This window comes from Hamadaea sp. NPDC050747, from assembly GCF_040654195.1.
GTDB lineage: Bacteria > Actinomycetota > Actinomycetes > Mycobacteriales > Micromonosporaceae > Hamadaea.
This window is the reverse complement of the sequence record NZ_JBFAHM010000015.1, coordinates 147,151-165,630: the sequence shown is the minus strand read 5'-3', so window position 1 is coordinate 165,630 and position 18,480 is coordinate 147,151. Positions and strand designations below refer to the sequence as shown.

Sequence of the window (18,480 nt, the reverse complement as noted above, 5' to 3'; positions counted from 1 at the left end):
TCGGTCACGATCTCACGGCAGCGTCACCTCCGGACCGTCGGCGACGACGGTGGTGCCGCCGACGGTCAGCTCCGCGCTGAGCGAATACGTGCCGGACGGCAAGTCCTTCAGCACGGCGAGGTAGGACTGCTCGTCGGTCCACTTCAGCGACAGGCGTGCCTTCTCCGCGCCGAGTGCGTCGCGGACCACCAGAATCGCGCGGTCGGCCGGGGCGTGCCCAGGCGTGACGCCGTCGAGCTTCAGGACCACCGGACGGGAACGGCCTGCGCCGGGCACGGTCCAGACCGGCTGCCATCGTTGGACGATCACCGGAGTCGTCGCGGCGGAGGTGCCCGCCGCGTTCGCCGCCGTCGCCGTCAACGCGTTGCTGCCGAGAGACAGCGGCACCTTGGCCGACCACGTTCCGTCCTTCGCCGTCACCGCTGTGGCCACCTCGGTCGCGCCGATGCGCAGGCGTACGGTCGACGGCCAGTCGGCAGTGCCCGACACGGTGATCGAGTCGTCGAGCGTCACCGCCGGTGCGGTCACCACCGGAGACGCCGGGACCGGCATGGACACGGTTCGGCTCCACTGCACCGCGTTGAGGAGCAGACGCTTCCCAGCCTCGGTCCAGCCGAGCTGGGGCCCGACCGCTTCGGTCACGCCGCTCGCGGACAGCACCACCTCAACGCTTCCGGCCGTACGCCAGTCGAAGCCGACGCCCAGGCCGCGTACGACCGTTCCGTCCGCGCGCCGGACCGACAGCTCGGCCAGCGGTTTGCCGGCGTAGCCGCCCGCGACGCTGTAGTAGCCGCCGGAGACGATGAGGTCGGCCGGATCGGTGAGCCCGGCGAACAACGGATGCCCGGTTTCGAAGCCGCCCAGCGTCACGGCGCCCTCGCCGTAGCCTTGCGCCGTCACGGACACGCGGCCGGTGTACCGCTCGAGCAGCCGCAGGCCGCCTCGGTCCACCCCCCACGTGCCGGTGTAGACGAGGCTCGTCTGCGCTGCGTCGGCGGCGGCCACCACGGCCTCGTAGGTGGCCTTGTCGGGCGTCCCGCCGTTCACCACGACGGTGTCGAAGCCGTCGAGGTCGAGGTCCGGCGACCAGGTCAGCTCCGTCGCCGCGACACCGTTGGCGCGTAGGAACGCCACGAGCGTTCCACTGGAGTCGCCGAGGACGCCGACGTCGTAGGGCTGCAACGTCACGTCGAGCCGGGCGACCTTGCCCGCGGTGACCGTCACCTTCGCCGTCGCCGGCAGGTGACCCTGTGCGGACACGGTGACCGTGTACTCGCCTTCGAGCAGTCGATCCGCGGTGAACGTGCCCGACGCGTCGGTGGTCGCCGACCAGGGCTGGATGCCCTCGGCCGACACGGTGGCGGCCGGTATCACCGAGCCGTTCGTCGACCGGACCGTGCCGGAGACGCCGCCTCGCGGCAGCGGCGCCAGCGTGATGTCGAGCGTCAACGTCCCGCTCTCCGGCATGGTCACCGACCGCTCGGCCGTCACGAACCCGAACGCCTCGATCCGGATCGTGTGGGTCCCGGCCGTGAGGCCCAGCGTGTACGCGCCGTTCGCAGCCGTCACCGTGCCGGCACCGGCTTCGACGGCGGTGACACGGGCCCCGTTCACGGGGGCGCCGTCGGCGTCGGTCACCACCCCGGCGATCGCGGCTTGTCGGGCGTCGACCGCCCACGCCACGGCGTTGAGGTAGATCTGCTCCGCCGCCGGCGTCCATCGCGTACCCGGTCGTCCGTAGGAGCCGGCCGACAGGCCACCGAGCAGCACCTCGACGCTCGTCGCCGAGGTGAACCGGTAACCGACGGCGTTGCCGAGGTCGGCCGTCGCCGATCGCGCGTCGGCGACGGTGGTCCCGCTGTACCCCGAGTAGGTCAGCCATTGCTGGTTGTCGCCGGGGTTGCTGAGCACCACCACCGGCTCGCCGACCGGGAAGCCCGCGAAGATCGGGTGCGGCTTGCCGACGACGTACGCGATGTCGCCGGGCTCGAAGTCGTAGGCCACGTCGGCCGGATCGTCGCGGACGTCGGACAGCGCTCCGATGGCGGCGCCGCCCCACTGTCCACCATAGATGGTGGAGACGCTGCCGGCCGCCGCGGCGTTGATCACCTGCAGCAGTGCGGGACGATACGAGCTGGACACCGTCCCGTTGACGATGATCAGGTCGAACTCGCTCACCCGGGGTACCAGGGTGCTGAGCTGAGCCGCCGTCACCTGTTCGACGGCGTAACCCTCCCGCTGCAGCAGCCCGGTGATGGCGTTCGACGAGTCGGCCACGACTGCCACGCGATGCGAGGCGATCAGGGTGACATCCAACGACAAGGTGCCGTCGGGGGCCACCGTGACGGCCCGCGTGGCCACCTGATGTCCGGCCGCCGTGACCCGCACGGTCCAGGCGGCGGCGGGCACCCCCGCGATCGTGTAAGAACCGTCGGCTGCGGTCGTCGCGGTCAACGGCGTGCCGACGACGGCGACGCTCGCTCCCGCGACGGCTCCGGCCGGCCCCGTGACGACGCCGGTGATGGTTCCGGCCGGGCGAGCTGTGAGAGTCATCGGCAGCGTCACGACTCCGCCCGCGGTGATGTCCACGACGGTCGTGCTGTCGGCGTACCCGAAGCTCGACGCCTGCAGCGTCCACCGGCCGACCGGAAGCGTCACGACGAACGTGCCGTCGCCGGGCCGCGCGGACACCGTCTCACCGGTCTCGGCGACCTTGACCGTGCCCGCGAGCGGTGCCTGGCTCGCGGCCCGCAGCGTGCCGCGGACCTCGCCGCCGAGCCCGTCGGTGTCCAGCGCGTAGGACAGGGCGTTACGCAGCAGCCGCTCTGCGCCGCCGGACCAGTTGAGGCCGGGGTGGTCACCGTAGCCCGGGTACCCGTAGGTGCTCACCGAGAGTGCGCCGAGCAGGACGTCGACGGCCCGCGCGCCACGGTGCCGCACGCCCACGAGTCCGCCGCCCGCCGTCGGGTCGTCGGAGGTCACGGTGGCGATGGTGGTCCCGCTGAACTCGCCGAACCAGGAGTACTCCTTGTTGGGCGCGGTCAGCTCGAACGACGTCGGCAGGCCCGCGAGCAGCGGGTGGCCGGGCACTGTCGCGTGCGCGGTCACGGTGCCGTCGTTGCGGCCCTCGCCTTCCACATCAGGATCACCGTCGTACGCCTTCAAGTAGCGGAACGAGCCGCGACCCAGTTGGTCCAGCCACAACGCCGGTACGCCGGACCGGTTGAGCGCGTCGTCGAAGGCGGCCCACCCGGCGGCGCCCGGGTCGGTGCCGGTGTAGGTCGCCATGTTGCCGATGACGAGGTCGAGGTCGCCGAGCGCCGCGGTGTCCGCCCAGCCGATGGAGCGCGGTTCGTAGCCCCAGTAGGTCAGGTATGCCGTGAGCCGGCCCTCGAAGTCGTCGAGGACGCCGACCGCCGGGGACGGACGCAGGACGCCGTCGGCGGTGGTCTCCACGCCGGCCGTCACGGTCACCGGGATCCGCGTACGCACGTAGCCCGCCGACGTCACCTCCAGCTCGTACGACCCCGGCTCGACCAGCGGCAGCCGGTAGTGCCCGGTGCTGTCGGTAACGGTGCGCGCGGTGGTGCCCACCAGCGTGATCGTCGCCCCGTCGACGGGTCCGGCGGTGGCGGTGGCGCCGTTCGCCTCGATCTCGGTCAGCGCGGTGACGGTCCCCGCGAGGCCGCCGACGGTTCCCGGCTGCATCTCGACGTCCACCCGGGCCAGACCGTTGCGTTCGACCGTGACCTCACGCTCGACCGGCGCGTAGCCGAACGAGCTGAACCGCAGCCGGTGCGTCCCCGGGTCGAGGGGGAACGTGTATTCACCGGCGGCGTCGGTCGTCACCCGGCGCGGAGTGCCGACCAGTTCGACCGTCGCCGGCAGCGCCGCCGCGTCGACGCCGACGACCCGGCCCGTCGCCCCGCCCAACCCGGGCGCGGCGCTCCACCGGATCGCGTTGAGGTAGAGCTTGACGCCGTCGGGCGTCCAGTCGTCCTTCGGCCCCTGCAGGACCGTCCCGGCGAAGCCGCCGAGCACCAGATGCACGCTGCCCGTGGTACGCACCGTGTAGGCGGCGGCGACGCCCCGCCGGCCGGCCGTCTCCGAGTGCACGTCGGCCAGCGGCGTACCGGAGTAGCCCACGATCGCGGCGGCGGTCCGGCCGGCCCGGAAGATCTCCGGCCGTTCGGGCAGACCGGCGAACAGCGGGTGCCCGGCCACGGTCGAGGCGTACGAGAGGATGCCTTCGCCGCTGACGGGCAGCGTCCCCGCCGGGTCGGCGAGATACTTGCGCAGCAGGCGCGCACCGCCGTCACTGGAGTACCGGTCGTCGGGGAAGACCCCGCTGACGGAGGCCGCGTCCATGGCCGCGAGGAACTGCGTGAACACGGCCGCGCCGGGGTCGGTCGGGTCGTTGAAGACCACGACGTCGAACTGCGACAGCCGACCGGCATCCGTCCAGGCGATCGGCTCCGCGGCGATCTCGTTCGCGCGCATCAACGCGACGACGCTGTCGCCCGAGTAGTCGCCCAGCACACCGACCCGGGGGGCCGCGGTCAGCTCCACATCAGAGACAGTCTCGACGCCGGCTCGGATTTCGACGGTGACCGTGCTGCTCAGGTGGCCGGCCGCGCTCGTCCGCACCTGGTACGTGCCGACGGGCAGGTCGATGGCGTAGCCGCCGTCGGCTGCCGAGGTCGCCGTGCGGTCGGTGCCTTCGACGACGACGGTCGCACCGCCCACCGGCGAGCCGTCACGCCCGCTGGTGACCACGCCGCGTACGCCGCCGGTCCCGGAGACGGTCAGCGTGGGGTTGACGGTGACCAGGTCGCCCGCCGCCACCGTGATCGCCTGCTCGAACGGTGTGCTGCCGACCCGAGTGAACCGTAGCGTCGGTGTGCCGGGGGTGACGAGCAGCCGGTAGGTGCCGTCGGCGGCAGTCGTGGTCCGCTCACCCGTCGCGGGCACCGCCACGGTCACACCCGCCAGAGGTACGCCCGACGGATCGGTGACCGTGCCCTCGACGGCTGCGTAGCGCGCGTCGATGGCGTACCCGATGGCATTGTGGAGAATGGTGCGTGCCGCCGGGAGCCAGTCCTCGGCCGGGACCCCCCAGGAGGCAGCCGCGGCCAGCGAACCGATCAGCACGTGTGTGTTTTCCGTGCCACGCGGCTCGAAGGCGATGGCGCTGCCGACGTCACCGGCCTCGTCGGTGTTCAGGGTGGCGACCGTGGTGCCGGAGTAGCCGGTGAAGGCCGACCACGCGCCGCGCGGCGCGAGAATCTCGGTGCGTTCACCGAGGGCGAGGCCCGCGGTCAGGGGGTGTGAGGTCGTGGCGACGACCGAGATGCGCCCGGTGGTGTTCAAGTCGCCGGGGAGCGCCTGCGGATCGCCGGTGTGCTTGGTCAAGTGGTTGATGGCTCCGTAGCCCAGCGACCACTGATCCAGGAACACGACGCTGGTGCCGGCCGCGTCGGTCGCGGTGAGGAAGGCCCGGAACGCGTCGGGTCCGGGATCGCTGCCGCTGCTTCCGTTGGCGACGACCGCGCGGAAGTCGCCGGCGCGGGCGGTCACCTCGGCATAGGTCGCCGGTTGGACCGAGTAGCCGAGGGCGGTGAGCTCGGCGGCGATCCGGCCCTCGTAGTCGCCGATCACCGCCAGGTCATACCGCTTCAGAGTCGTGTCGAGCGTGATGGTCTGCCCGGCCACGACGGTCACCGACCGCGACTGCGGAGCGTAGCCCGTGCGGGAGACCGTGACGCGATACGTGCCGGCCGACACCTGGCCCAGCGTGAACTCGCCGGCCGCGTCGCTGGTGGCCGGGCCGACAGGGGTGGACTCGAGGGTGATCGTGGCGCCCGCGAGCGGCTTGCCCGCCTCGTCGCATACCACGCCCCGGATCGCGCCCGTGCCGACTGCGGCGAGACCGGCATCCATCGTGGTGGTCTCGCCCGCGATCAGCACGATCTCCCGGCTCTGGCTCTCCAGCCCGTACGCGGCGATCGTGACCGTCACCCGGCCGGGCTGATGTGCCAGCTCGAAGCGCCCGGTGGCCGGATCGGTGGCGACCTGCGCACCGGTCTCCTGTACGCGGACCGTGGCGGCGACTGGGCCGTCCGGCCCGGTGACGACGCCGGTGATCTTTCCAGTCGGGTGGTACGCGTACAGGTCACCGTTGGAATCCGCGGTGACCAGGAGCCCCTCGGCGTACGCCGGGGTGGTGGTCACGTTGGCGCCGGTCGTGGCCTGCCAGACCAGGTCGCCGGTGGCCGCGTCGAGCGCCCAGATCCGCCGGTCGAGCTGCGAGCCGCCGAGGACGTACCCGTCACCGCTGACGAGCACGGAAGCGCTGACCGCGCCGTTGATCCCGTAGTGCCAGACCGCCTTTCCGGTCGTCGCGTCGTAGGCGGCGACGAAGCCGAGCCCGTGCGATCCGGCGATCACGAGGTCGCCGTAGACCGCGGGCGTGCTGCCCTGGCCGTCGCCGTGGGTGCTGTTCTCCCACCGCAGCGCGCCGCTCGCGGCGTCGAGGGCCAGCATGCTGCCGCCGCCGTTGCCGTCGGTCGTGGCGACGTAGACGGCGCCGCCGACGACGCTCGCGCCGCCGATGAAGTAGTCAGCGCTGCGGGTGTAGGTCCACTTGCGGGCTCCGGTCGTCGCGTCGAGGGCGATGAGCTGGCCGTCGTCGGCGTTGCCGACGATCACCAGCCCGCCGCCGACGGCTGGGCCGGCGAAGACGGACGTGCCGACATCGGTGGCCCACAGCTGCCGGCCGGTGGCCGCGTCGAGGGCGTACACCGTGTCGGAGCGATTCTGCGTCGGCCCGGTCGCGGCGTAGACGACGCCGTCCACGACCGACGGAGCGGTGTAGACGGTCAACCGGTCCGGGGTGGGCACCTGCCAGCGCAGTTTGCCGGTGGCGGCGTCGAGGGCGTGGATGCCGCCGGTCACGCCACCGCCCGTGAACACCAGTCCGCCCGCCACCGCTGGGCTTCCCCGCAGCGCCTGGCCGGTCTGGAAGGCCCACAACTGCCGTCCCGTTCCGACATCCCGGGCGGTCAGCCGACCGGCGTCGGAACCGAGGAACACCCGGCCGTCGGCGATGACCGGGCTGGCGAAGACCACCGGGCTGCCCGCGTCGGCGTTCCAGCTCGGCTGCAGCGTCCGGCCCGCGATCGGGTCACCGGACAGGCCGGCTCGCACGGGGTTGTTCTGGTATTGGCTCCAGCCGGGTGCGGTCGGCTGGTTCAGGGCGGCCAGTGCGAACCGGACGTCCTCGTCTCCGTCCACAGTGGTCTCGGACGTCGCGGGCCTGTAGCCGGCCGCGGCCACTCGCACGGAGTAGACGCCCTCGGCGACGGTCAGCTCGAACCGGCCGTTCGCGTCGGTGGTGACGGCGTCGAGCGGGGTGCCGGCAAAGGTGACACGAGCGCTTCGGATCGCACCCGACGGTCCCGTGACGGTGCCGACGACTCGGCGGTTGGGCGCGGCGGCAAGCGACACGTCGTGGGCGATCGACTCGCCGACGGCGACGGTCACCTTGCCCCGCTGGGTCACGAACCCGTACGCGCTGACGGTGACGTCCTGCGTACCGGCCGGGGCCACCAGCGAATAGGCGCCGGTCTGCGCGTCGGAGGTCGTCGACTCCCCCGCGACGGTGACCGTGGCGGCCCGTGGTTTGCCGTCCGGCCCGGTCACCCGGCCGGTGACGGTGCCGGAGTGCGCGGCCCGGGTGACCGCGGCGTACGCGTCGATGATCCCCGTGCCGTAAGCGTTGTTGGGCACCGTGCCCATGTGGGATTCGACCCGCGCCGTGCCCGTGAGGATCTGGCGTACCTCGGCGACGGTCAGTTCGGGGTTGGCCGAGAGCATCAGGGCGACGACGCCGGTGGCGTGCGGCGTGGCCATCGAGGTGCCCGAGATCGTGTTGTACCCGGACGCGATCAGCTGCCGGGGCCAGGTCGAGCGGATCAGGTGACCCGGTGCGCTGACGTCGGGCTTGATGTGGGTGACGCCGTCCCAGGTGACCGGGCCGCGGCTGGAGAAGCCGGCGACGCGGTCCTGCTGGTCGGTCGCGCCGATGCCGATGACGTGCGGATAGCTGCCCGGCGAACCGACGGTGCCCGGTCCGGGGCCGTTGTTGCCGTTGGCGAACACCGCGACGATGCCCGCGGCCTCCCAGGCGAGCAGGTCGTTCCAGAAGGTCGTGGCGTTAGGGGCGTCGGCGCCCCAGGAGTTGTTGACGACGTCGGGCGCTGCGGACGGGTCGCCGCCGGGAGCCATCATCCACTGAAACGCGTCGTGGATGATCGATTCGGTCGTGCTGCCGGAGTCGCGGAAGATCTTCGCCGCGATCCACTGCGCTCCGGGCGCGACGCCGGTCAGCTCCCCCGGGGCGGAGCCGACGATGCTGCCGGTGACGTGGGTGCCGTGACCGCCGCCGTCGCCCGGCGTCCGATAGTTCTCGCCGGTCGGGACGTACCAGCTCGCTGCCGGATCGCCGGTGAGGCCACGCCACGAGTTCCGCAGCGCCGGGTGGCCGCCGTCCGCGCCGCCGTCCATGATGCCGACGACGACACCGTCACCGCGTACGCCGTACTCGCCCCACGTCTCCGGGGCGTTGATCGACTCCAGGCTCCAGCTGGGCAGCAGCGGCTCGCCGGCCGCCGGCGTGATGGGCTCCTCCTGCCGGATCTCGACGTCGGGGGTGATGCTCGCGACGTCGGGGTGGGCGGCGAGCGCGTCGAGCGCCTGGCGGTCCACAGTGGCGGCGAAACCGTTGAAGATCCAGTACGGCTTGACGCCGCGAGCGTGGCCCGCTTGCTCATGAGTGGCGAGCAGTCGGCGTACGCCCGGCTGGGTCGCCTCGGCGGTCTGCCGCATGCCGTCACGCACCGTACGCGCCTTGGCGCTTCGCGCGGCGTCGGCGATCTGCCGCTCGGCCGCCGCTCGACCCATGTACGCACTCGCGACGGTCAGCTGCCGACGGGTCGTCTCGGCGGCCGTCCGGCCCTCCTCCGCGGCCCGCCGGTTGATCGCGGCCAAGTCTGGCTGCGTACGCAACCGGATGATGACGTTGGCGGTGCCGCCGTCGTCCAGGGCTGCGCGTACCTCGGGGGACACACCGCTCGGCGGTTGTGTGCCGTCGGCGCTCGATTCGGCGCCGAACCCAGTGGCGTCCACGGGAAGTCCACTGAGCAGGCTCAGAACGTCGGCCGGTGTCGGCGTCCCCGCCGTCGAGGCCGACGCCGCGGCAGGCGCTGCCATCGCTGCGATCGGCGCCGGTGCGACGGCCATGGTGACGGCGAGCAGCGGCAGCGCCGCTCTGGTGAACCAGCTTCGGGCGACGCGCATGTCTCGGACCTCCGGTGAGGGGCAGGCAGCCGACTGTGGATTACGCCGATGGCCGCTTCGAGAGAATGTCCCCCACCGTAGAATCGATCTTCGTAGCCGTAAAGGTGTAACGATCGATTCGATGTGCCCGGTATATGAGTAACCGGTCGGCAAGAGCCTTGTTCACGCCCACTGACCTCGGCACACTCCCGCCGATGGATGGATCGGCACGATACGTCGATGTGCGTGCAATGTGCACCCTGCTGTACGCGGGCTGCCTAACGTCACGGCGCACCCCTCGGCCAACTGTTTCCGTCCGATGCCGGTCGCGGCATCCGTCGTGTGTGGAGGAGACTCGATGACGCTGCTCGCCGTCGCGGTCGTGATCACCGCCGTCCTCTGTGTGTTCAGCCTGCTCCTGAACTTCGGCGTGATCCGCCGCCTGCGCGAGCACACCGAGATGCTGACCAAGCTGACGAACCGATCGGACGCCGCCGGTGGGGTGATGCACCCGGCCGGCACCAAGCTGCCGGCGCTGACGGCCACGACCGCCGAGGGTGCGCAGATCAACGTCGGCGGAGCAGGCCGTTCGACCCTCGTCGGCTTCTTCACTCCCAGTTGCCCGGCGTGCGCCGAGCGGCTGCCGGAGTTCGTGGCACTCGCCGCCCAGATGCCCGGCGGCCCTGACGAGGTCGTGGCGGTGGCGGTCGGCGACCTCCAGGAGACGGCGGACCTGCGCGCCAAGCTCGCCGGTGCGGCACGGGTCGTCGCCGAGGCGGATCAGGGGCCCGTGGGCCGGGCCTTCGGCGTACAGGGCTATCCGGCCTTCGCCGTGCTCGACTCGTCCACGATCGTGTTCAGCGGCTTCGACCTGCATGGCGTACCGCTGCCGGAGGCGGTGTGAGCCAGCGGTCGCCCGGCGAGCCGGCCACGGTACGGCATCTGCCGGCCGCGGCCGCGGTCGCCTGGCGTGCGGCTCCTCAAGCCGTCCTGCTGCGTCTGACCCTCACCGTGGTGGCTTCGGCGGTTCCGCTGGCCGCGGCCTGGCTCATGAAGATCGTGATCGACGCGCTGGCGAGACCGGCGGGCGCTCCTGTCGTGCCGGCCGCCATCGGCCTCGCCTTCTGCGGCATCCTCCTGGCCCTGCTGCCCCGTTTCCTGCAGTACGCCGACGCGGAACTCGGCCGCCGGGTCGCCCTGTTCGCCCGCGACCGCCTCTTCGGGGCGGTGGAGCGGTTGACCGGACTGGGCCGGCTGGAGGATCCGCGCTTCCACGACCGGCTGCAACTGGCCGCGGATGCCGGACCGAGTGGTCCCAGCCAGGTGCTCGGCGGATTGCTGACGGTGGCCCAGGGCCTGCTGGTGACCGTGGGATTCGTCGTCACGCTCAGCGCGATCAGCCCGTGGGCGCTGGTGATCGTGGTCGTCGCGGCCGTGCCGACGTTGGTGACGGAGCTGCGTCTGAGCCGTGCGCGCAGTCGGCTCGCACTCGACCTCGGTCAGCCGATGCGGCGGGAGTTCTTCTTCGCCAACCTGCTCACCAGCCTGACCGTGGCCAAGGAGGTACGCCTGCTGGGCCTCGGCCCGCTGTTCCGGTCCCGGATGACGGCGGAGCTGAGTGGGATCAACGCCCGCCACCGCGCGATGGATCGGCGGGAACTGCTCAATCACACTTCCGTCTCGCTGGTCGGCGCGTTCGTCGGTGGCGCGGGAACGGTGTGGGCGATTCTCGCCGCCCGGTCGGGCACCCTGACCATCGGCGACTTCACCTTGTTCGTGGCGGCCGTCGCCGGCGTGCAGGGCGGCTTGGGGTCGATCATCGGCGGGCTCGGCGCCGGGCACGGCGCGCTGTTGCTGTTCGGGCACTATCGCGAAGTGGTGGAGGCGGGACCGGACCTGCCGACCGCGCCCGAGGCCCGGCAGGTCCCGCCGTTGCACGAGGGTGTCGTCTTCGAGGACGTGTGGTTCCGGTACGGCGAGGACCAACCGTGGGTGCTCCGCGGGTTGACGCTGACGCTCCCGGCGGGGCGTTCGACCGGGCTCGTCGGACTCAACGGGGCGGGCAAGAGCACCGTCGTCAAGCTGCTGTGCCGCTTCTACGATCCGGTACGCGGCCGCATCTCATGGGACGGGGTGGACCTGCGTGACCTGCCGGTCGACGAGCTGCGGACCCGGCTCGCCGCAGTGTTCCAGGACTTCACCTGCTACGAGTTGTCGGCCGCGGAGAACATCGGGCTCGGCGACGTCTCAGCGATCGCGGACCGGCCGCGTATTCAGCGCGCCGCCGCGACGGCGGGCGTCCACGAGGCGATCGAAGGCCTGCCCCACGGCTATGACACGCTGCTCACCCGCATCTTCACCTCGGAGTCCGACCGGGACGACCCGGCGACCGGCGTCGTGCTGTCCGGCGGGCAGTGGCAACGCGTCGCACTGGCTCGGGCGTTGATGCGCGGCGACCGCGATCTGCTGATCCTCGACGAGCCCAGCTCCGGATTGGACGCCGAGGCGGAGCACGCCATCCACGAACGTCTGCAGGTGCTGCGTACCGGACGGACGAGCCTGCTGATCACGCACCGCCTCAACGCCGTACGCGGCGCAGACCTGATCGTCGTGCTCGCCGACGGCGTCGTCGCCGAGCAGGGTACGCACGCCGAACTGATGGCACACGAAGGGCAGTACGCCCGGCTCTTCCGGCTGCAGGCCGAGGGGTTCGCCGAGGACGAACCGGCGGGCATGATCGGCATTCCCTCGTGAGTCCCGTCGTCGCCGCAACGCTGGTGGCAGTTGTGCTCGCCGCGACCGTTGTGGTCCTGCGTCGGCGCTACGTCTCGGTGCGGGTGGACGGGACGTCGATGAGCCCTACCTATGCCCCCGGTGAGGTCGTCCTCATCCGGCGGTCGCACCGGCGCTTGCGCGTGGGCGACGTCGTGGTGGTCCGGCGTCCACCGGCCGCAGCGGACGCGCAGGGGTCATCGCCGTCGCCCGACCAGCGCTGGCTGATCAAACGGGTGGCAGCGGTGGCCGGGGATCCGGTGCCCGCAGCTCTCCCGCCGGCGCATCACGGCGACGCTGTGGTGCCGGAGGGCACGGTGGTCATCCTCGGCGACTCGCCGACCCGCGGCTACGACTCGCGGTCGGTCGGCTTCATCCCGGTCGGCCATGTGCTCGGCGTCGCGATCCGGCCCCGCCCGGCGGCCGACGGATCCGCACCCAAGATGAGCCGTTCCACCAGGAACGATCGCGGTCCTCGATAGGCGCGGACGAGATCCGGGACGGTCCGCCTGTGCACCGCGTCCACCAGCGCGACCCGGTAACGATCACCCAGGCGACGGGCGACGTCGGCCGCCCGTTTGCAGTCGTCGACTCCGGACGGGTCACCGGCGGCCAGGCGTACCCAGGCGCGGGTGATGGCAGCCTCCCACTCCATCTCCGAATAGCCGCTGCTGGTCGCCTGCTCCAATCCCGCGTCCAGCCAGGCCGCCGCGTCCCGCAGATCACCTCGCAGCGCCCGGACGAGGCCGGTGACCACTGTCGTGCACGCCTCGCCGAGGACATCGGACGCCTTCTGGCGCATCGGCAGGCAGCGCCGGAGCAGCCGTTCGGCCGCCGGATAGCGGCCGAGCTGCGCGTACGCCTCGGCCATGTTGTGCAGGGTCGTCGCCGCCTGGGCGGTGCGGCCGAGATCGAGGTGGATGCCGAGACTCCGCTGCAGACACCCGATGGCGGCCTGCGGCTGCTCTAGATTCGTCAGCACCAGCGCCAGCCAGTCGAGCACGGCGGCGGTGCCCGGCCGGTAGCCCGCCTCGACATAGATCCCGTAGGCCTGCGCCAGCCGGTTCAGGGCCAGCTCGAAGTCGCCCCGCGAGCGGTCGACGGACGCCAGCGCCGAGAGGGCCAGGCCCCGGGCGCGTGCGTCGCCGACGGCCTCCGCGGCGGTCAACCCGGCGTCCGACAGGTCCGCCAGGACGGCCCAATGGCCCCGCGAGGGCAGGTAGTTGGTGAGACAGTGCAGCAGGTCCATCGTGATATGGGCCAGATCCGGCCGGTCGGCGCAGCGCCGGGCGACACCCAGGATCGTGAACATCTCCGCGTGCAGCCAGGCCGCCGCGGCGTCCGAATCCGGCGGCCGTACGCCGCTGTCCAGATCCGTGCGAGGCGGCGGAATGCCGGGCCGGAGCAGATACACCGCGTGCCACGCGGTCGCGGCGTAATAGCTGTAGATCCGGCCCATGACCGCCGCGCCGTCCTCGCAGGCCTCCGCGCCCACCAGCCGCAGCAGATCCAGGATTCGGAAACGCCCCGGGCCGGCGGGCTCCAGCAGATGCAAGGTGACCAGCCGATCCACCACGCCTTCCGCGGCGACCGCGTCGAGCCCGAGTTCCCGGGCCACCAGGACGTCGGAGAAGGTCGCGAGGTGCGCCGCGCTGAGCCGGGTGAACGCCGTCGCCGCGGCCACGTCCACCGGATCGCCCGAGGTACGCAGCTGGTCGAGCGTCACGCGAAGCGACGAGCGTACGCCGGCTTCGCCCAGTTCGAGCAGGTCCAGGCGGTGATGCTCGTCAGCGAGCCGTACGCTCAGATCGGCCAGCGTCCGATGCGGCTGGGCGGCCAGCCGGGCACCGGTGACGCGCAGCGCCAGTGGCAGATGCTCGCACAGCTCGGCGACGGCGCGGGCGGACGCCAGATCCGCGGCGACCCGCTCAGCGCCGGTGATCTCGCTCAGCAGCTGAGCCGAGCAGTCGGGATCCAGGGGTGCGAGCCGGATGTGCGCCGCGCCGTCGAGTTCGATCGGCATCGCCCGGCTGGTGATCAGGACGAGACAGCCGGGTGCTGCCGGGAGCAGCGGCATCACCTGGTGCGCGTAGGCCGCGTCGTCCAGGACGATCATCAACGAGCGGTCGGCCACTGTGGACCGCAGGAGCGCTTCAGCCTCGGCCGGTGCGGCCGGGATGTCGCCCGCCGGAACGCCCAGGCCTTGCAGCAGGCGGTGCACGGCGACCGTGCCCGGAATCGGGGGCAGATCCGGATTGGCGCCCTGCAGATTGAGGTAGAGCTGCCCATCGGGGAACTCATCGGCCAGCTCATGGGCGATGTGGCGGGCCAAGGCGGACTTGCCGACCCCGGCTCGGCCGGAGATCGCGACCAGTCTCGGTCGCCCGACGGCCGGGGCCGAGCGCGCCAGCCGCAGCGCGGTCGCGATCTCCTCGCGCCGACCGACGAAGGTCCCCGGCGCCGCCGGCAGCTGTCGCGGCGGGGTCACCTCACGCAGCGGCGCCTCGCGGCGTACTGCGGCCACGGGCGGCGCGGCGAGGTCGCGGTCTCGCCGCAGAATGGCCCGGTGGAGAGCGGAAAGCTCCGGGCCGGGTTCGATGCCCAATTGGTTACGCAAGACCGACCGGGCTGCCATGAACGACTTCAGCGCGCCCGCCACGTCTCCCGACCGGTACGCCGCCAGCATCAGCAGCGAATGCGCCCGTTCCCGCAGCGGATGGATCTGGACATGCCGCCGCATCGCGGTGAGGACCTCGGCGTGGTGGCCGAGATCCAGGCGTAGCTGCATCGAGTCCTCGAAGACCTCGACCCGTTCGGCCTCGAGCCGCTCGGCGTGCCAGACGAGCCGGGGGCCGAGCGGTACGTCCTCCAGTGCCCGCCCCCGCCACAAGTCCATGGCCTGATCGAGTTTCGCCAGCGCCTCGGGCAGGTCGTCGGCGGCGCGGGCGTGCCGACCGTCGCTGACGGTACGCCGGAACACCTCCGCGTCGCACGCGTCCGCGGCACAGCGCAGGACATAGCCGTCGCGTACGGTTTCGATCTCCGCACTCGGCGACTCCACCCGTGACCGGAGCCCGGCGATGTAGGTGCGCAGGTTCGCCGTCGCCGACCTCGGCGGCTCCTCGCCCCACAACTCCGTGATCAGTCGCTCGGTCGGCACCTGCCGATTCGCCTCCAGCAGCAGGAAGGCGAGGAGCGCACGCGGTTTGGCGGCGGCGACGGTGACGACACGGTCGTCATGGTGAATGGAGAGTGGGCCCAGCAGGCTGAAGGTGTGCGCCACGCGAGCTCCAGATCGGATCGACCTCCCGGTGCAGAGCGACATCGTAACAACGATCAACTTCGAACGGGAGATCACGAACGGGATGTGCCCGCGATGTGCGCCCGGCTGTATCCCGCTTCCCTACCGTCGGTGCGAACAGTCCATCAAGGGGAAGGAGAGGTCGATGACCCTGCTCAACGCCGTCGCTGATCGCCTGCTGACCAGGATCGTGCCGAAGGTCAAGGCGGAGGCGGGTCCCTGCGCGTGTGACCCGGGCTCGCACTGGTGGGGCGCGTTCTGCTACTGCTCCGGCACGGCCGCGTACCGCCGCTACTACACCTGCAGCTCCAACTGCGTCGACAGCAGCTACTACTGCCGGTACTCCGGCAACACCTGCGTCTGATCGCATCGCTGAGGGAGGTGAGGGCCGGATCCGTCCGGTCCTCACCTCCTCGCGGTGTCGTCAGTCCTCGCGGTAGAAGCTTTCGCCGGCGTGGTCGGCGTCGGTGTACACCTTCGTCGTACCGTCGGGATATGCCGCGAACGGCAGGATGACACCGTCGGGGCACGGGTGCAGGAACATCAGCGTCGCACCTACGACGACGAACGAGGTGGCCTTGGGCGTGGCGTGTTCCGGGCCGTTGTCGGCCCGCCATCGGCGTACTTCGTCTGCCGCGCCGGGGTGCTCGGCGACGCTGCGCACCTTCCCGATGAGGTCGTCGACGGCGACCCGGTCGAGGATCTCCACCTGCAGATTCCGGGGTTGTTCCACACCCCACCCCCCATTCACGACCGGCGGCGGTCGCCACACGCCCCTCACTGTAGAAAACCGAGCAGGCGGCGGTACGCGGTTCGGTGAATTCCGGGTCGGCGGCCGAGCGGCACTGACGATCGCCGTCAGGGCGATTCAGCCGACGCCGTGGAAGAGGGTGTCGAGGATGCGCGTCGCCGCGGCGTCCGGATCTCCCCCGCCCGCTGGACCGTGCACCGTCTCGTCGATCAGCGCCAGGTAGACCTGCCGGGCCCAGGCCAGGTCGACGCCCTCCCGGATGACCCCGGTCTGCTGCGCGCGGCGGAAGACCTGGTCGCAGGCGGTGAAGACGGCGTCCTGCAGGCGGGCGATCTCCTCGGTGGCGGCCGGTTGCCCCAGCGCGAACGTCCAGCCCGACTTGATGGCGAGGATGTTCGCCGTCGCCTGGTGCAGTGCCACGAGCGGTGGCGCGGTCGCCGGCCGCGCACCTTCGACCGCCCCGGCGATCTGCCGCCAGGCCGACTCCGCCAGCGCCGCCACCAGCGCGTCCCGGCTCGCGAACCGCCGATGGACCGTCGTACGCGCGACTCCGGCGGCCTCGGCGATCTGCTCCAAGGTGGCGGCCGGGTCGTCCTTGAGCACCCGTTCGGCGGCTTCCAGGATGGCCTGCACGCTGCGCTCGGCGTCGGCACGAAGGCGCCGTCCAGTCGCGGTCATGCCAAAGATGGTACACGAAGAATCCTTTGCGTCTCTATCTGCAACATGGTGTTGCAGATGTGACTGAGAACGGCTACGTTGAATCGCAGAAGCCCTTCACCATAGGAGTTCCTCATGGCACGCCTCACCGCTCTGATCACCGGCGCCTCCTCCGGCATCGGCGCCGCCTTCGCCCGGCGGCTCGCCGCCGAGGGACACGACCTCGTCCTGACCGCACGATCGATGGCGCCGATGGAGCAGCTCGCCGAACAGCTCCGGCAGGCCCACGGCGTACGCGTCGAGGTGCTCGGGCAGGATCTGGCCCAGCCGGACGCCGCCCGGCAGCTCACGCGGGAGTTGGACGAACGAGGCCTGACCGTCGACCTGCTCGTCAACAACGCCGGCTTCGGCACCTGCGGCCGATTCGAGGAGATCTCCGCCGAGCGCGACCACGACCAGGTGATGGTCAACGTGGTGGCGTTGACCGATCTGACCCACGCACTTGTCCCACGCATGCTCAGCCGCGGCGGCGGGGCGGTCGTGAACGTGGCGTCCACGGCCGGCTTCCAGCCGGCGGCGTACTTCGCGGTCTACAGCGCGGCGAAGGCGTACGTGCTGAATTTCAGCCTCGCATTGTGGAGCGAGTACCGTGACCGCGGCCTCAAGGTCCTGGCGCTGTGCCCGGGACCGGTCGAGACGCAGTTCTTCGAGGTCATCGGCACCCGCAAAGCCGCCGTCAACGGCCGGATGGTCACCGCCGACCTCGTGGTGGACAAGGCGCTCCAGGCGCTCAAGCGCAACCGTGGTTATGTCGTGCCGGGCCTGAGCAACTTCGCCGGCGCGCACCTGCAGCCCCGCCGCCCCCGCAAACTCCTCGCTCTGGTCAGCCGGATGGTCACCCGTGGCGTCCTGACAACTCCCGCCACCGGCCGGGTATGACTAGGCGCCGGGCGGGCCGTCGAGGACCGTGGGCGCGTACTCGAGCAGTTGCAGCCGGCCGTCGAAGGTCCCGGTACGCAGCAGATCGAGGCGTACCTCGGGATAGCCGTCGTAGATCCGGTCGTAGCCGGTCCGTCCGTTGACGACGGGGAACACGACGACCCGGAAGCGATCCACGAGACCGGCGTTCAGCAGGGAACGGCAGAGCGCGAGGCTGCCCAGCGTACGCAGCGAGACGCCTTCGCTGTCCTTCAGGTTGCGGACCGCCTCGACGGCGTCTCCGGAGATCAGCCGAGTGTTCGGCCACACCAGCGGCTCGGTGAGCGAGGACGAGCACACGATCTTCGGCAGCTCCGCCAGCGACTCGGTGCCCGGCTCCCCTTCGGCGGCGAGGCCAGACATCGCGCGATACGTGTTGGCGCCCATGAGCAGGGTGTAGCCGGCTTCGGGTTGGTCTTCGAGCCAGCCGAGGTACTCGGGACCACCCAAGCCCCACAGCCCGGGCCAACCCTCGGCGGCTCCGTAGCCGTCCAGCGAGGTGATGAAGTCGACGAGTAGCTCCGCCACGATGTCTTCCCTTCGTAGAGGCGGTCAGGACAGCACGCGGTAGGTCACATGGGTGACCAGGCTCGCCGCCCGGGACGTCACGCGTGCAGTCGGCTGCCGCTGCCGTCACCGCGTCCTCGTGGCCGTCGCGGGACGACCGACAGCTCGATCATGGCGG

Annotated in this window: 9 protein-coding genes and 1 pseudogene; 5 read left to right on the top strand and 5 right to left on the bottom strand. The window is 71.4% G+C overall.

The genetic code is table 11. The features are described from left to right. Positions 1–12: 12 nt before the first annotated feature. Positions 13–9,357, bottom strand: coding sequence for a carboxypeptidase regulatory-like domain-containing protein (locus AB0H43_RS32280; RefSeq protein WP_360005592.1), 9,345 nt, complete (start codon positions 9,355–9,357; stop codon positions 13–15). A gap of 337 nt (positions 9,358–9,694) precedes the next feature. On the opposite strand from AB0H43_RS32280, the gene AB0H43_RS32275 reads away from it, so the two are divergent. Genes AB0H43_RS32275 through AB0H43_RS32265 form a run of 3 tightly spaced genes read left to right on the top strand, consistent with a single transcriptional unit; the run spans position 9,695 to position 12,590 of the window. Continuing rightward, a complete protein-coding gene (locus AB0H43_RS32275) occupies positions 9,695–10,240 on the top strand; it encodes a TlpA disulfide reductase family protein (RefSeq protein WP_360005591.1) in 546 nt (181 codons plus the stop codon). Beyond that, positions 10,237–12,090, top strand: coding sequence for an ABC transporter ATP-binding protein (locus AB0H43_RS32270; RefSeq protein ID WP_360005589.1), 1,854 nt, complete (start codon positions 10,237–10,239; stop codon positions 12,088–12,090). The genes AB0H43_RS32275 and AB0H43_RS32270 overlap by 4 nt, the downstream gene beginning before the upstream one ends. Beyond that, a complete protein-coding gene (locus tag AB0H43_RS32265) occupies positions 12,087–12,590 on the top strand; it encodes a S26 family signal peptidase (protein ID WP_360005587.1) in 504 nt (167 codons plus the stop codon). The genes AB0H43_RS32270 and AB0H43_RS32265 overlap by 4 nt, the downstream gene beginning before the upstream one ends. Positions 12,591–12,799: 209 nt before the next feature. On the opposite strand, the pseudogene AB0H43_RS32260 reads toward AB0H43_RS32265, so the two are convergent. Beyond that, positions 12,800–15,433: pseudogene (locus AB0H43_RS32260) on the bottom strand (BTAD domain-containing putative transcriptional regulator); the annotation flags it as partial. Positions 15,434–15,554: 121 nt separating this feature from the next. Here AB0H43_RS32260 and AB0H43_RS32255 point away from each other — a divergent pair. Beyond that, positions 15,555–15,773, top strand: coding sequence for a hypothetical protein (locus AB0H43_RS32255; RefSeq protein ID WP_360005585.1), 219 nt, complete (start codon positions 15,555–15,557; stop codon positions 15,771–15,773). 60 nt (positions 15,774–15,833) lie between these two features. Here the strand turns inward: AB0H43_RS32255 and AB0H43_RS32250 are convergent, their stop codons facing one another. Together AB0H43_RS32250 and AB0H43_RS32245 are read right to left on the bottom strand one after the other, a co-directional pair. Next, the gene (locus AB0H43_RS32250; protein WP_360005583.1) at positions 15,834–16,142 is read right to left on the bottom strand and encodes a hypothetical protein; all 309 of its coding nucleotides are present in this window, start codon (positions 16,140–16,142) and stop codon (positions 15,834–15,836) included. 135 nt (positions 16,143–16,277) lie between these two features. Then, positions 16,278–16,838 carry a helix-turn-helix domain-containing protein gene (locus AB0H43_RS32245; protein ID WP_360005581.1) on the bottom strand — a complete coding sequence of 187 codons (561 nt, stop codon included), beginning with the start codon at positions 16,836–16,838 and terminating at the stop codon, positions 16,278–16,280. A gap of 114 nt (positions 16,839–16,952) precedes the next feature. Here AB0H43_RS32245 and AB0H43_RS32240 point away from each other — a divergent pair, with 114 nt between their 5' ends. Next, positions 16,953–17,756: an SDR family oxidoreductase gene (locus tag AB0H43_RS32240; RefSeq protein WP_360005579.1), complete on the top strand. Its 804-nt coding sequence runs from the start codon at positions 16,953–16,955 to the stop codon at positions 17,754–17,756. On the opposite strand, the gene AB0H43_RS32235 is transcribed toward AB0H43_RS32240, so the two are convergent. Continuing rightward, positions 17,757–18,323, bottom strand: coding sequence for a dihydrofolate reductase family protein (locus AB0H43_RS32235; RefSeq protein WP_360005577.1), 567 nt, complete (start codon positions 18,321–18,323; stop codon positions 17,757–17,759). Positions 18,324–18,480 lie beyond the last annotated feature (157 nt).